Source organism: Colwellia sp. MB3u-45 (assembly GCF_014077005.1).
Classification (GTDB): Bacteria; Pseudomonadota; Gammaproteobacteria; order Enterobacterales; family Alteromonadaceae; genus Cognaticolwellia.
Genome location: NZ_JACGVC010000049.1, coordinates 297021 through 312352 on the forward strand (window position 1 = coordinate 297021; position 15332 = coordinate 312352).

At 39.4% G+C, this 15332-nt stretch carries 7 protein-coding genes; all 7 read right to left on the bottom strand.

The window, feature by feature from the left end; genetic code table 11:
• Window positions 1-98 precede the first annotated feature (98 nt).
• Window positions 99-4940, bottom strand: a complete 4842-nt coding sequence (locus H4J41_RS12335) for an NAD-glutamate dehydrogenase (RefSeq protein WP_182137802.1) — start codon at window positions 4938-4940, stop codon at window positions 99-101.
• A 258-nt stretch (window positions 4941-5198) separates the two neighbouring features.
• Window positions 5199-7517, bottom strand: a complete 2319-nt coding sequence (locus H4J41_RS12340) for an RND family transporter (RefSeq protein WP_182137801.1) — start codon at window positions 7515-7517, stop codon at window positions 5199-5201.
• Window positions 7518-7522: 5 nt separating this feature from the next.
• A complete protein-coding gene (locus H4J41_RS12345; protein WP_259364561.1) occupies window positions 7523-8527 on the bottom strand; it encodes a YCF48-related protein in 1005 nt (334 codons plus the stop codon).
• Window positions 8528-8743: 216 nt separating this feature from the next.
• On the bottom strand, window positions 8744-10132 hold the full coding sequence (locus tag H4J41_RS12350) for a DUF1329 domain-containing protein (RefSeq protein ID WP_182137800.1): 1389 nt from the start codon (window positions 10130-10132) through the stop codon (window positions 8744-8746).
• 21 nt (window positions 10133-10153) lie between these two features.
• Complete coding sequence (locus H4J41_RS12355) at window positions 10154-12199, bottom strand: DUF1302 domain-containing protein (RefSeq protein WP_182137799.1); 2046 nt, start codon at window positions 12197-12199, stop codon at window positions 10154-10156.
• A 306-nt stretch (window positions 12200-12505) separates the two neighbouring features.
• On the bottom strand, window positions 12506-12721 hold the full coding sequence (locus tag H4J41_RS12360; protein ID WP_182137798.1) for a DUF2835 family protein: 216 nt from the start codon (window positions 12719-12721) through the stop codon (window positions 12506-12508).
• 8 nt (window positions 12722-12729) lie between these two features.
• Window positions 12730-15291 carry an aminopeptidase N gene (gene pepN / locus H4J41_RS12365; RefSeq protein WP_404842468.1) on the bottom strand — a complete coding sequence of 854 codons (2562 nt, stop codon included), beginning with the start codon at window positions 15289-15291 and terminating at the stop codon, window positions 12730-12732.
• Window positions 15292-15332 lie beyond the last annotated feature (41 nt).

Here is a 15332-nt window from a genome sequence, read left to right on the forward strand (position 1 = left end):
TGAAATTGGTATAAATTGCCATGCGAGAAACTAACATCAATCGCTAAACATAAACTTGATGACAAAAAAATCCCCGCTCATGGCGGGGATCTTAACACTTATTTCACGGGGTCGCAGTTCAAACTTAACAACATTAATTCTCGCAACGCAACGGAGAACTTGGCAAACTCATGAGTTTGCCCAACTCTAAAGTTAGCCAAAATATGCTGCCAGCGTTCAAGTGGTTGGGCATTATCTACAAACCATTTATCCAACATGGCGTCAATATCGGTTGAGTTTTTATTACCACTTAATATCACCGAAGTTAATGAACGTTGTTGCCAATCAAGTTCTTCTCTAAATGACGACCTTGCTAGCGCTTGCCAGTGGTTCGATACCGGTTGCGTGGTAATTTGATCTAAGAACCAATGTAAGTCTAATCTAGCACCCAGTTTAAAGTAAAGATCGGTCGCTAATTCAGTTGGCACGGCTTCAGATTTTGCAATTTCTGCAATATCCATTACCGAGAACAAGGTGCTCAGTAATGAAATTCTTAATGCCACAGACTCAGGCGCCCCAGCTTTAATCAAATCATTTTCTACGCGTTTAATTTGCGCTGCTTCATCTTCAATCATATAACTAGTAATATTGCTTGAAAGTTTAGCAAATGTGGCATGATAAAATTCAATTGATTGAGCGATGTTCATTGACTTAGAGCGATGACGAAGGAACCAACGTGTCGCACGGCGTACTGTTCTGCGTAACTGAAATAGCATTTCTGTTTGGATAGAGGTAGAAATTTTATTATCTAAATCACTGATCTGTGTCCAAATGTCTGATAACTCAAATACCGCACTCGCCATACTATAGCAATTAGCAATTTCAGACGTTGTTGCCCCAGTTTCTTCTTTCATACGGTGAACAAAATTAAAGCCCATATCGTTACCAATATTATTGGCTAACTTAGTCGCTATAATTTCAGCTCGTAGGGGATGATCTTGCATTTGCGCACTGTAATTATCTTGCAGCTTTTTTGGAAAGGCTTTAATGAGCAAGCTTTGGTGAAATTCGTTGTCGCTAATTTCAGGACAAACCAGCTCTTCTTTTAGTACCATTTTACTATAGGCAAGTAAAACGGAAAGCTCAGGGCGTGTTAACCCTTTACCTAAAGATAAACGCTCGGCAATTTCTTCATCACTTGGAATAAATTCTAACGCTCTAACTAATTTACCCGAACGCTCTAACTCAGTAATAAATTGTGCTTGTTCTTTCAGCTGCTTAACACCACGTAACTCTGTGATTGACAAAGAGTGAGTTTGGCGATAGCAATCATCTATCACGATATCACCCACTTCTTCGGTCATGTCAGCAAGAATTTTATTACGCTGCTTAACCGTTAAGTCACCATTTTGAACTAAACCATTGAGTAATATTTTGATGTTAACTTCGTTATCTGAGCAATCAACGCCACCGGCATTATCAACAAAATCAGCATTAAGACGACCGCCTTTAGCGGCAAATTCAATTCGACCTAACTGCGTTAAGCCTAAATTACCGCCTTCACCTACTACTTTCGCTTCTAGATCTTGGCCATTGATGCGTAATGAGTCGTTAGCACGGTCACCCACTTCTAGGTGAGATTCTTTTGAGCCTTTAACGTAAGTACCAATGCCACCATTCCATAACAAATCAACCTTCATTTTTAATAAAGCTTGAATTAAGTCATTAGGTGCCATGGTTTGCTTTTGCGTACCAATCATTTTCTTAATTTGCGGCGTCAACTTTATTGACTTAGCAGAGCGATTGAATAATCCCCCTCCTTCCGAAACCAGTGACATATCAAAATCTTCCCATGAACAACCTGGAAGATTAAATAAACGCTCACGCTCAACATAAGTAGTCGCTGCATCTGGCGTTGGGTCAATAAAGATATGTAAGTGGTTAAATGCGACTTGTAGTCGGATGTGCTTTGATAATAACATGCCATTACCAAAAACATCACCAGCCATATCGCCAATACCAACGACAGTAAAATCAGTAGTTTGACAATCAATATCCATTTCTCGAAAGTGACGTTTAACTGATTCCCATGCACCTTTAGCGGTTATTCCCATGCCTTTATGGTCGTAGCCAACACTGCCACCTGAGGCAAACGCGTCGCCTAACCAAAAATTAAATTCATCAGAAATACTATTGGCAATATCCGAAAATGTAGCGGTACCTTTATCAGCGGCAACAACTAAATAAGGGTCATCTTCATCGTGACGCACAACATTTAATGGCGGGACTATTTCACCGTTAATAATATTGTCGGTAATATCAAGTAAACCACGAATGAAGGTACGATAGCACTCTTTACCCGCTTCAAAAATTTCATTTCTGTTACCGCTTGGTAGTTGCTTACAAACAAAACCACCTTTTGCACCCACAGGGACAATAACGGTATTTTTAACTTGTTGGGCTTTCACCAAACCTAGTACTTCAGTGCGGAAATCTTCGCGACGGTCAGACCAACGTAAACCACCACGAGCAACTTTACCACCGCGTAAGTGCACACCTTCTACTTGCGGAGAGTAAACAAATATTTCAAATTTAGGTAAAGGCAAAGGTACGTCTGTAATTAGCGCTGGTAAAATCTTGAATGAAATATAAGACTTCTCACCCGTAACAGGATGTGGCTGAAAATAGTTAGTACGAATAGTGGCATTAATCATCTCAACAAAGCGGCGAATAATACGGTCATCATCTAAGCTAGCAACACTGTCTAGAGAGGACTCTATGCTAGTGTGCACCTTCTCTATCAATTTCTCATTTAACTTTTTAGCCGGTGAGAAGCGTAAGTTAAACAGTCTAATTAATAACTTGGCAATACTCGGATAACGAGCAAAAGTATTTTCAGTGTAATTTTGGCTAAAGGTACCACCAATTTGACGCTCATATTTAGCGTAGGCACGGATAATTGATACTTCACGACCGCCTAATTCAGCGCCTAAGATTAAACGGTTAAATCCGTCGTCTTCTAACTGCCCTGACCACACTTTTGCAAAAGCGTCTTGGAATAAGCTCTGAACAATCTCTAAGTTGAACTTACCTTTGCCAGTAAGTAACATTGAGAAGTCTAAAATCCAATAGACTTCACCGCTTTCTGATTTTACGGCATACGGACTTTCGCCGATAACACGTAAACCAAAGTTTTCCAACATAGGTAGAACATCAGATAAATGTAATGGCTCACCCGAATGGAATAACTTTAATTTTACAGAGCGGCTGTTAGCGTCTTCTTCTTGTGGTTGATAAAACAACATTTCAAGTTTGTTGTCAGCAGATAAAGCTTCAAACTTTTCAATATCGACAATAGCTGTGCCCGGTAAAACTTCATCTTTATAGGCTTGTGGGAAGCTAGTATATTTTCTACTTAACGCTTTGCCTTTGGCTTCGCCTTTATGCGAGTTTAATGAATCAGCTAAATTATCATCCCAACTGCGTGCAGCATGGTTTAAATTCTTTTCAATTTCTTTCACATTAATGTCTGCTTTTGTCGAGTTAACTCTAACGATATAGTGCGTACGAGCTTGTGCGGACTCTGAGAAGTAAGTGGTGAATTCTACTTCTTCATTGCTACCTAATGCTTCTTGTAACAATTTTTGAGTATTAACACGTAGTGCCGTGTTGTAACGCTCGCGTGGTACATAAACCATACAAGAGTAAAAGCGGTTGAAGGCATCACGGCGCATAAACAAGCCTGAATAATCACGCTCTTGCATTTGAAATATACCGATGACATTTTTCAATAATTCAGCGGGTGAACTTTGTAAAATCTCATCTCTTGGGTAAGTTTCAAGTATGTTGATTAATGCTTTATAAGCATGGGTGCCTTGAGCAAAACCGGAATTGTTACAAGTAACCAAAACTTTAGATTTGATTAACGGTAAATCTAAAGCGCTATTGGTATAATAAGCCGAACCAAATAAGCCAACAAAGCGCTCTTCACCAATAACATTGCCTTTATTGTCAAAACGTTTCACACCAATATAGTCAAGATGAGCGGGACGATGTACGCGCGACTTAGCATTGGTTTTTGTTAAAACAAGTAAGTTATTGCCTAACGCTATTTCTCGGGCTGATTCGCTCAGCTCAGACATCAGGCGCTCTTTGCTGCCGCCATACTGGTTCATTAAGCCTAAACTCGTGCTAATATCAGCCGACAGCGCTATGTCGCCTTCTAATGTCTTCACTTGGTAAGCGCGATAACCTAATAAGGTAAAGTTATCGGCTAACATCCATTCTAAAAGGCTCACGCTATCGCGGTGCTCTTCTTTAGAACAAGGTAAAACAGCCTGTTTAACTTCCTCAATAACACTACGCAGACGTGCCTGCATAGGTTGCCAATCGTTTACTGTCACAGCAATATCACTGACCACTGAATGTAATTCTTTGGCGATATTTTCTAATACTTTAGCGTCAATTTGACGATCAATTTCGATAAAAAATACTGTTTCAACAGACGTTGACTTAAATGATTGGTCGACAGAGGAAGAAAGTTTAGTGATATTTTTGCTTTTGCCACGAATAATTTTTATTGGCGAATTTAGCATTAAATGTGGTGTTAGGTTTAATCGACTTAAGGCAATACGCACAGAGTCGACTAAAAATGGCATATCACGGACAATTATTTCGATAATGGTATGGCTAGATTTCCAACCGTTTTTTGAAACCTGTGGATTAAAGACTTTAATCACTGGCTTATCATCTTGAGAATCGTTCAACGTATTCCACAGACTTAGCGTGGCACCGTACATGTCACTATCATTTCTATGATCTAAATCTAACGTGGAAATGTTTTTATAAAGCAACTCAGAAAATTGATTTACAAGGGGAGCTGTTGCCGATGGAACTTTTTTTTGTATTAACTCTGCTACGTTCGAGAGTATCACTGAAGGTAAACCGTCTACTAACGTCATGCCTTTTCCCTTTTTGGATAAAACGCTTAAAAAAATTATTATTTTTAGTCTGTCTTAGACTACAAATTATAACAGCGATCTTATTAATAAACATAGGGAAATGCGAGGACTATTTTAGATGCATTACTTTAAAAACTGTACATTTATCTGTCTCTGATACTGACATTTTCTATTTATTCATTAGTTATAAATAGAAAATGACCTTTCGGTCATTTTCTTGTTTATTTATGCACAATTATTTTTTAAATTAATTAGCATTTATTTTCGTTGTGGCCATAAAAATGCCGCTATAGCTGGTAATACCAGTACGGCAGCAATCATATTAACTAAAAACATAAAGGTTAATAGTATTCCCATATCAACTTGAAATTTTAAATCAGAGAAAAACCAGGTTGAAACACCTATGGCTAAAGTCACTCCGGTGATTAGTACCGCACTGCCTCGCTCTTTAAGCGCGTCAAAATAAGCACTTTGAACCGTAGCACCATTGCGCAGCTTAACACTCATAGTAGAGAGGATATAAATGCCGTAATCAACACCTATACCTACGCCTAAGGCGATAACGGGTAACGTTGATACCGTTAAGCCAATATCAAGTGCTGTCATCAACCATTGTGCAAGCGTTGATACGACGTAAAGTGGCACAACGACAGCGATTGTTGCTCTTAAACTTCTAAAGCTTAACAAACATAAAATAATCACCGCTCCATAAACATAAAGCATCATAGGGATCTGGGCAGCTTCTACCGCTTCATTAGTCGCCGCCATTACGCCAACAGGACCAGAAGCAAGTTTAAACGATAAATTATCATTACCTAGTTCGCTAGCCGCAAGTTTTGCCGCATCAACCACACGATTAATTGTTTCGGCTTTATGATCTGTTAAAAACAAAATCACCGGCATGGCGCTACAATCGCTATTGAGTAAACCACTAGAGGATGGCACGCGTGCAATTGATTGCACCAAGGTTTGTGTATTACGAGATAGCACACGCCATTTCGGATTACCTTCGTTGTAGCCCGCGTTCACAATTTTTGCGATGGACGCTAAACTTACCGCTGACTGCACGCCTGGAATGTTCTCCATGCGCCACTGAAATCTATCAATAGTGTTCATATGATTATAGTAAGTACAAGCGTCTGCCGTGGTTTCAACAATCACTGACATATAATCGACACTAATGGCATATTTGTCGGTAATTAAAAAGGTATCTTGGTTATAACGTGACTTTTCATGCAGTGAGGGTGCACCGGCATGTAACTCCCCTATTTTCATATTTTGGGCTTCTTGGTAACCCACAATATAAAGCACAGCCGTACAAGCTAGTATAATCAACGCGACCTTACGTGTCGCAAATAACGACATAAAGTGCCATATACCATCGGTCGCAGAACCCTCTTTAGCTTGCTGGTTTTCTTTACTTTTTGGCACATGCATGTAAGAAACTAACAGCGGTAACAAGACCAAATTAGTTAAAATAATCATGGCGACACCCAGTGACGCAGTAATGGCAAGCTCGCGAATAATGCCAATATCAATGGATAACAACGTCATAAAGCCCACAGTATCTGACAACAGTGCGATACCACCTGGCACTAATAGCACACGGAAACTTAGTTGCGCCGCTTCTTTGCTAGTTTTTCCCGTATTAACCAATTTAGAAACAGAGTTAATCATTTGCACACCATGACTAACCCCGATTGCAAAGACTAAAAAGGGCACCAAAATCGACATAGGGTCTAAGCCAAACCCGAGCGTTGATAACATACCTAGTTGCCATACAACGGCAATCAATGAACATGAAATAGGTAAAATAGTTAAAGCAATTGAGCGACAAAACCAAAATACCATTAACGTTGTAATAGCGATGGCAATAGCAAAAAAAGTTACAACCCCTTTTGCTCCTTGTGCAACATCACCCACCATTTTGGTAAAGCCAATAATATGAATTGAGATATTGTCTTTTTCAAACTTACCCCGAATTTCATCTTCCAATTGACCAGCAAGTACGATGCTATCTAACTTCTCACCCGTATTTGGATCAATCTCCATTAACGAGGCTTTCACCATAGAACAACTGTAATCATCAGCAACAATACTACCAACAATGCCCGCTTTTTCTATATTCCCTTTTACAATAGCTAAACCCGCGGCATCTGATTGAAAACTGGCCGGTATTACTGGCCCACCGGCAAAACCATCTTCAACGATTTCAACAAATCGTGTACTAGGTGAAAATAAAGATTTCACCTGAATTCTGTCAACACCCGGTATAAAAAATAGCTGGTCATGTACGCCTTTTAAGGCGGTAAAAAACTCAGAATTAAAAATATCCCCACTGCTATCACACACTGAAATCAATACGTTATTTGCACCACCAAAATTTTCCCTATGCTCGAGATAGGTTTTCATATAAGTGTGGTTAAGTGGGATATGCTTGGTGAAGGCTGCATCAAGCTTAATTTGTGTTGCTTGAAACAACAAAAATATACTGGTCAGAGCAAAAAATACCAGTACGGCTAATCGACGACGAAAAAGTGTTGCTTCGACAACATTAATAATAGAGTTAAATTTCATGACAGTTACTTAGTTACGTTAATGGTTTTGATACCAACATCAGAGACGGCGATAATTTTATTTTCATACCAAACCCCCGCTATAAGTGCTTTACCATCTTTTTGAAGATGTTGGGTAAATGTAGCACCATCATCACGACTTTCTAATAAGACGCCGTTATTACCCAAGATAAAAACCCGTTGATCGTCACTAAGCACAATAGCACTTAACAAGGCGGTAACGTCGCTATCAATTGCTTGCCATGGCGTACCATTACGTAAACTACGAAAGATATGACCTCGTAAACCCACAACCAGTAAGTTGCCTTCCTGTGTGCGTTTTATATCGTAAAATGAACCTGGATATATCTCATCAAGTTTTTCCCAACTCGCGCCAAAATCATTACTTTTTGCAATTAAACCCATTTCACCCGCTAAATATAACGTACGACCATCGGCAACAACGCGATTAAAATGCGGTAATATACTGCTTTGCACATCTAAATACGCTTCTTCATCTTGTAGTTTTAATTCGGCTAAATACGTTTGGTCCTCTGGGTAAAGCAATTCATTATGATGCTCTATAACCCAATGCTCGCCACCGTCATTTGTACGGTAAAACAAACCATAGGAGCCAATAGCAATACCGTTATCTTTATCTAAAAACAACACATCCAACAAGGGTTTTTCTACTTGTGGTAGATGCTGTTGTATTTGCCAAGAAAGGCCACCATCTTTTGACGATAATATAGTGGCGTCATGGCCGACCGCCCAACCGTTGTCTTCATCGGTAAAATAAACCGCGGTTAATGTTACTTGTACAGGCACTTGTGCTTGCTGCCACTGCACACCATCTGTTGAAAGTAAAATGTGACCACGCTCACCAACAACCACTAATTTTGATTGATTAATTACCGTAATATCAAGCAAGAGTGATTTACTCGCCAGTGGAGCAATTACCGAGTCGAGTGTTTGCGCATTAATAATAGGGATAGTAAGAAAACTGAGTAAAATAACGAGAAGACGCATCATTAACTATATTAGCTCCATTCATTTGGACTGTAGAGGCCATAAGCCTCAAATTAGGTATATTAAGGAGAAAATGGGCTTTAGCAATGCCCATCGATACCAAGATATCCACCGTCTTTAGCTTAGCTAATAAACGGTGGAATAAAAATTAAATAACTATTTGAAAACTTTAAAACAAAAACGGCTAGCACTCGCCAGCCGTTTTATCAAGGTTATTACTTATCTGCGACCTTCACGACGTAATGCTGAAGACGTAAAGTCAACATCATTTAAATCGGCTGAAAAGTCATACATACTGGCTTCGTTATCTAAACCCATCGCAATATAACGACGAGATTGTAGATCATGAAACACTTCTAAAGTTGACCATTGCGTTGGTACTTCATAGTAATTAATACCATGGGCAACACCCACTCGATATAGTTCATCACGGTTATCATAAATATCAGTAACCGCTACTTGCCAGCTATCTTCGTCAATATAAAACACGCGTTTTTTATAAGTATGACGTGTATCTGATTTTAAGTTCGCTTCGACCACCCAAACACGATGTTTCTCGTAACGTACTAATTCAGGATTAATATGACCCGGTTGTAAAATTTGATCATATTTTAAATCATCACTATGCAAACGATAATCATTATATGGAATTAACAACTCTTGCTTGCCTTTTAATGTCCAATTATAGCGATTCGGTGCGCCGTTAAACATATCAAAGTCATCTGTTGTTCTTAAACCATCTGACGCTGTACCTGGTGCGTCATAAGCAACATTAGGTGCACGACGAACACGACGTTGACCGGTATTATAGGTCCAAGCTTGGCGAGGTGTTTTTATTTGATCCATAGTTTCATGAACCAATAAAGCCGTACCTGCTAAACGTGCGGGCTCAGTCACTTTTTGTTTAAACTTAAATAAAATATTGGTTTTTTGAAGCTCTTCAGCTTTAACACCCTTAACGCCATAGGGTATAAGTAACTGATCATCAAATCCCATGTAGGTATAATCGCCTGACGCCGTTGGCGCTGCTTGACCACCTTCACGCGTCAATTTTTCACCACGATAGCGTAAAATATGATTCCAAATAGCTTCTAAACCATCACTTGGTACTGGAAATGGGATACCAATTGCCGCTTGAATAATACCATTTCCACCTTCAACTAGTTCAGTTCTAGTGGCATTTTCCACAGTCGCCTGATAAACATGCTCAGGATATGATGCTGAACGACGAGATTGATAAACACTCATCTTGTAAGTATCAGGATAAGTTTCAAATAACTTAATTTGGCCTGGCGTTAATAAATTTTTATATTGCGCAAGGTTCTTAGCTGTAATGGTATACATTGCCTTGTCATCAGCAAATGGGTCTAGATGATGATCACCCACTTTATAGCCCGCAGGTGCTGATGTAATCCCACCTGTCCACGCTGGAATAGAACCATCTGCGTTAGCTGCACGAACAGCACCAAAGGGCGTTAATTCTTTTTGTAACTTAGCTGCATCTTGCTCGCTAATTTTTGCAGTAGCGCTGGTTGATGCTAATGCTACGGTTACCGCTATTGATACTAGCGTTACCTTTTTAAAGGTATTTTTAAAAATATTTCTCATGAAAGTAATCCTCCTACAGCCTTAAATTGAATACTTGATGTTAAAAGATACGTAATCGCGATCTTCCAATTGGTTCGTAGTGCCTACACCACCAAAAAAGCTGTTGTAGCTAAAATCAGCAGACCAACGGCTTTGGTAATCGAACCCTAAACCTAATGACACTGACTTTCTATCTTCAACAAACAAGAATAAAGGATCCGGTGTAATACCATTCACATCATGTGAAAAGACAACTTTTGGTGAAACGTTAATGCCGGCAAACACGTTGGTATAATCCAATTTACCTACAAAGCGATAACCCCATGCAAAAGCACTTGGGAATGGGTTGGTTTCAACGCCGTCTTGTAGCGCTAGTTCTAGACCTTCTTTACCTGCAACACCACCATTTCGGCTAGTGCCTGGGCCATTTAGACGTAAAACATCTTGCTCTGGCATATCACGAATATCAATACCACCCACTTCAAGCAAGGTCACAAATTGACTGGCGCCAAGCGTTGGTCCCCATAAATGGGTTAAAGTCATTTGTGCTTGTATTGTGTCAGATAAAATATAGCCATTAGCACGTGTGCCACCAGCGAAAGTAGGCATTTGCGAAATACCATCAAGCTCATCACGCCCTAAATTATTCGCTAATTGTTGTGGCATAGCCGCAAATAACAATTCAACGTCATCTATTTGCAACGGTTCATCTTGACGGAAGGTCACTTCACCGGCAACCGATGTTGTGCCAATAGCGGTATTAAAGCTTAAAGCATACAGTTTTATATCTTCAATATAATCCAGTTCAACACGAGAAAAAGCCTGTAAATCCGTATAGTTATCTTGTGTGATTTCAGTCGACACTAACATACCAACATCATGAGCTAAAGCTGCGCCGGTAAAGTCAGCGGTAATACCTGAAAATACTGGACGTCTGCTATGATAATTCATGTGATACAAGCTAACTTCTGTATCATTTAACGCCGGTAAATACCAAGAAAGGCGCAAACCGTATTGACCGCCATCTTCTGGATCGTTTTCAGCGCCATCTTCACGTAAGGTTAATTTCGTTGGGAAACCACCCACATAAGCACCAGCAGCGTCAGCAAGAGCAACATTGCCATTTAATATTTGCGCTCTTAAGCCATTTAAATTGTTAATTAATGAGTCAAGATCCATATCTGGATTACTAGCAAAGTTTAATTGCACATTATTATAGTGGCCACCATCACCGGCAAAATCATTAGTTGAAAAATAACTCCCTGGTGCAGGTAAAACAGTTTTTTCCCAGCTATATTGATAAAACATTTCAACGTTAAAAGTTTCTGTAACCCCTAGCGATGCCCATACGGCGCCAAAAGGAATAAAGGCTTCTTTTAACTCTGCGCCAGGTGCTTTTAAGCGGGCAATATCTACGGGGTTAAGTTCACTAATACCGTGAGAGATTAAGGTACTTTCGCCCCAACTAATCACCTGTTGACCAACACGGACAGAAAACGGCATTGCACCGAGTTCAAAATCACCATAAACAAAAGCATCCAACATGCGAACATCACGACATACTTGGTCTTTCGCTTCATTATCACGGCATGGATCATTAACCTTACCAGAACTTGGATTTGTCCAAGCTCTATCGCCGTCGACCATTTCAAAATCATAAAAATACATAGCGCGACCAAAAAAACCTAAGTTTTCATAACGCACACCAAGCTCATGTGTCCCTTTAATTAATTTTGAAAAGCTTTCGCCCGAATTAAAATTTAAATTAGCGTTATCGCCATTGGTCGAATAACTTCCAGCCCCGTCCCATACAGTAGCCGCACTCGGATTAGCATTTAGTATTGGATGATATTGGCTAAAATCAAAACCATTATTAACGTTATTAGATTTACCAACGTTGTCATTCCAATTACGGTCTTCTACTCGCCAGCTTGTACCTGCTGAAAATGTAGAGTCAAAAGTAATGTCGAAGTTTCCTAACTCAAAGATTTTTGCTTGAACATTAACATTAGCTAATGTTATCAAAGCGGCAGCTATACTCAAAGCCAGTGGCTTTTTGTAAAAACCGTTGCGAAGGTTCTGTTTCATTTCCTATCTCCCCAGATGTGATTTTGCATTTTATTTTTATATGCTACGTACATGGTATAAAACAATAATTACATCATTTTGACCCAGTGGCAAGTGCTAAAGTCTTTGTTAAAGCCCTTTATATTCAAGACTTGAATCAGGTCATCTGATGAGAACAAAAAGGCGTTTAAAACGCTTGTTTTAAACGCCTAATCTTAATAAGCTGTAATCCTCAAATAGTGAACAGAAATAACCGCCGACATACAACCTGCTAATAGCGACACTTATTTCAAATGGTCCGACCACTGTTTAAAGCAAAAACTCTAATCATGATACTTTATCTAATGATAAAAACTTATTGTTAAGTGTTTGCAAGCAAAAGCGCCCTTTAATGCCATTTCTAGTTAAATAAACTCGTAAATGCATCGCCGGAAATTCAACCTTTACTCTCTGCTCGGTCATAACAATAATGGATTTAATTCGCCCTTGATAATAAGGTAAGTATTCTTGGCTCGTTATATTCAAGCTAAAATAGTACTTCATGCTTTTTCCTAATGCGCTAACGCAGCATCAAGTTTTTCTTTTAAATCTTTTGAAAGATTTACTTGCTTAGCAAATTGTTCGAGCTTGGTTTTTATCATGGTTTGTCTGTACTGATCAAACGACTTAAATTGAATAAGCGGCGTAATTAATCGCGACGCCACTTGTGGATTAATATCGTTAAGCAGAATTAATTGTTCAATTAAAAACTGATAACCTCGGCCACTAGCACAATGAAAATAACGAGGATTGCTAGCCGTAAAAGCACCAATAAGGGCACGAACTCTATTTGGATTCTTTAAGCTAAATAAAGGATGTGCAATAAGTGCCGCTAAATTTTCATAGATAGCCTCCTCATTAACACCTGCTTGTATCGCAAACCATTTATCCATGACTAATGCTGTGTCAGACCATTTATGCTCAAAATCTAACATCATATTAGCAAAGTTTTCATGACTATTTTTCGCCGCACAGTTAAGCACAGCTAAAGTGTCGGTCATATTATTTGACTGCTGAAACTGCTTGGTTAATAAAGCTTCTTGGCTACTAAGCGTACTCAAGTAAGATAGGCAAATATTTTTTAATGCCCGTTTACCGATAGCAATACCGTCACTTGCATAATCAGCTTGTATATTTTGCTGATACTGCTGTAAAAAAAATGGTGCTAGTTCTTTTGCTAAAACATGCTTAACACTATCAATGGCGTCAAGTAGAGCGATAGGGTCAACTTCTTCAATATTATCAACTAATTCACTAAAGCTCGGTAATGTTAATTGCTCAGCTTTAAAAGCGGCTGAAATATCGGCGGTTAATATGGTTTTAAAGGCTTGGTATAAATGTTCAGGTAAACTCAACGTCGGTTGCAGCATCAGCTGAGTGATATAGGTTGTTAAGAGTTTTTGCCCTGCATCCCAGCGACAAAAATCATCGTTAGCACGGGTCATAATACATTGTAGGTCTTGATCCGATTGCGAAAATTGGCTTTTAACCGGTGCAGAAAACCCCGTTAGTAAAGCCAATACAGGTTTCTGGCTAAAAGCTTTAAAAGTCCATGTTTGCTTTTGCTCGGTTAATTGTAGTAACTGCGACTGATTTGGCTGATCATCATTAGCAATTAATTCAATACCAACAGGAATATGCAAGGCAGGATTTTCGCCATTAGTTTGCGCTATGGTTAAGTGATATTCAGACAAGTCTTCGTCAAAGCTTTCGCTAATCTGTAATACAGGCGTTCCTGCTTGGGTGTACCAGCGCTTAAATTGGCTAAGATCAACACCCGATGCATCTGCCATGGCGCTGATAAAATCATCACATGTCACCGCCATACCATCAAAGCGTTGAAAGTATAGATCTAAACCTTTTCTAAATTTATCCACGCCAAGCAAGGTATGAATCATACGAATAACTTCAGCACCTTTTTCGTAAACCGTTAAGGTGTAAAAGTTATTCATTTCGATAACTTTTTCTGGTCGAATCGGATGTGCCATTGGGCCAGCATCTTCGGCAAATTGCAGCGAACGTAACACCCGCACATTTTGAATACGGTTAACTGAAGCTGAATGCATATCAGCACTAAATTGCTGATCTCTAAATACTGTCAGCCCTTCTTTTAAGCTCAGTTGAAACCAATCTCGGCAAGTAACACGGTTACCGGTCCAGTTATGAAAATATTCATGGGCAATAACTGCCTCAACATTAAAGTAATCAACATCGGTCGCGCTAGCTTCATCGGCTAAAACGAATTTACTGTTAAATACATTTAGACCTTTATTTTCCATCGCGCCCATATTGAAAAAATCAACAGCGACTATCATGTAAATATCAAGATCATATTCAAGGCCAAAGGTTTCTTCATCCCAGTTCATCGCATGTTTTAACGACGCCATAGCATGATGCGCTTTATGAATATTGCCTTTATCAACAAATATTTCCAAGGCAACGTCACGACCAGAACTGGTGTTATAAGTATCTTTTAAAACATCAAAATCACCGGCAACTAAGGCGAATAGGTAACAGGGTTTAGGAAAGGGGTCGTGCCATTGCACAAAATGCTGGCCACTGGTTAAGTCACCTGCAGCAATCTTATTACCATTAGACAACAAATAAGGAAACTGCGCTTTGTTGGCAATAACTTTGGTGGTAAACGTTGCCATAATATCGGGACGGTCGAGGTAATAGCTAATGCGCCTGAAACCTTCCGCTTCACACTGAGTGCAGTAGGCCTCGCCTGACTTAAACAAGCCTTCAAGTGCGGTATTTTCAATAGGATTAATTTCAGTAACGATTTCTAGCGTAAATTCGTTGCGATCAATAGCAAGGGTTAAACTGCTATCACTGACGAGATAATCATCACTTGAGAGCGGTTCATCATCAATCAAAACTGATAATAAAGTTAAGTGCTCGCCATCGAGTATCAAGGGTTGATTATCTGCCACCTTTCGAGTCATGTGCATGCGATTGGTCACGTGAGTTTTATATTCATCAAGTTTAAAGGTTAACTCAACGGTAGAAATAGAAAAGTTTGCTTCGCTATAGTCAGCTAAATAGCGTGGGGTAAAATCACTCATGCGCATCCTTAATAGAGTACATTGTATCTTGGTTAGAAGTTAACGCC

What these genes read in the sequence shown, in the direction of transcription:
- H4J41_RS12335 (WP_182137802.1), bottom strand. Translation starts at nt 4,940, where the DNA reads ATGACGTTAGTAGACGGTTTACCTTCAGTGATACTCTCGAACGTAGCA.
- H4J41_RS12340 (WP_182137801.1), bottom strand. Translation starts at nt 7,517, where the DNA reads ATGAAATTTAACTCTATTATTAATGTTGTCGAAGCAACACTTTTTCGT.
- H4J41_RS12345 (WP_259364561.1), bottom strand. Translation starts at nt 8,527, where the DNA reads ATGATGCGTCTTCTCGTTATTTTACTCAGTTTTCTTACTATCCCTATT.
- H4J41_RS12350 (WP_182137800.1), bottom strand. Translation starts at nt 10,132, where the DNA reads ATGAGAAATATTTTTAAAAATACCTTTAAAAAGGTAACGCTAGTATCA.
- H4J41_RS12355 (WP_182137799.1), bottom strand. Translation starts at nt 12,199, where the DNA reads ATGAAACAGAACCTTCGCAACGGTTTTTACAAAAAGCCACTGGCTTTG.
- H4J41_RS12360 (WP_182137798.1), bottom strand. Translation starts at nt 12,721, where the DNA reads ATGAAGTACTATTTTAGCTTGAATATAACGAGCCAAGAATACTTACCT.
- pepN (WP_404842468.1), bottom strand. Translation starts at nt 15,291, where the DNA reads ATGCGCATGAGTGATTTTACCCCACGCTATTTAGCTGACTATAGCGAA.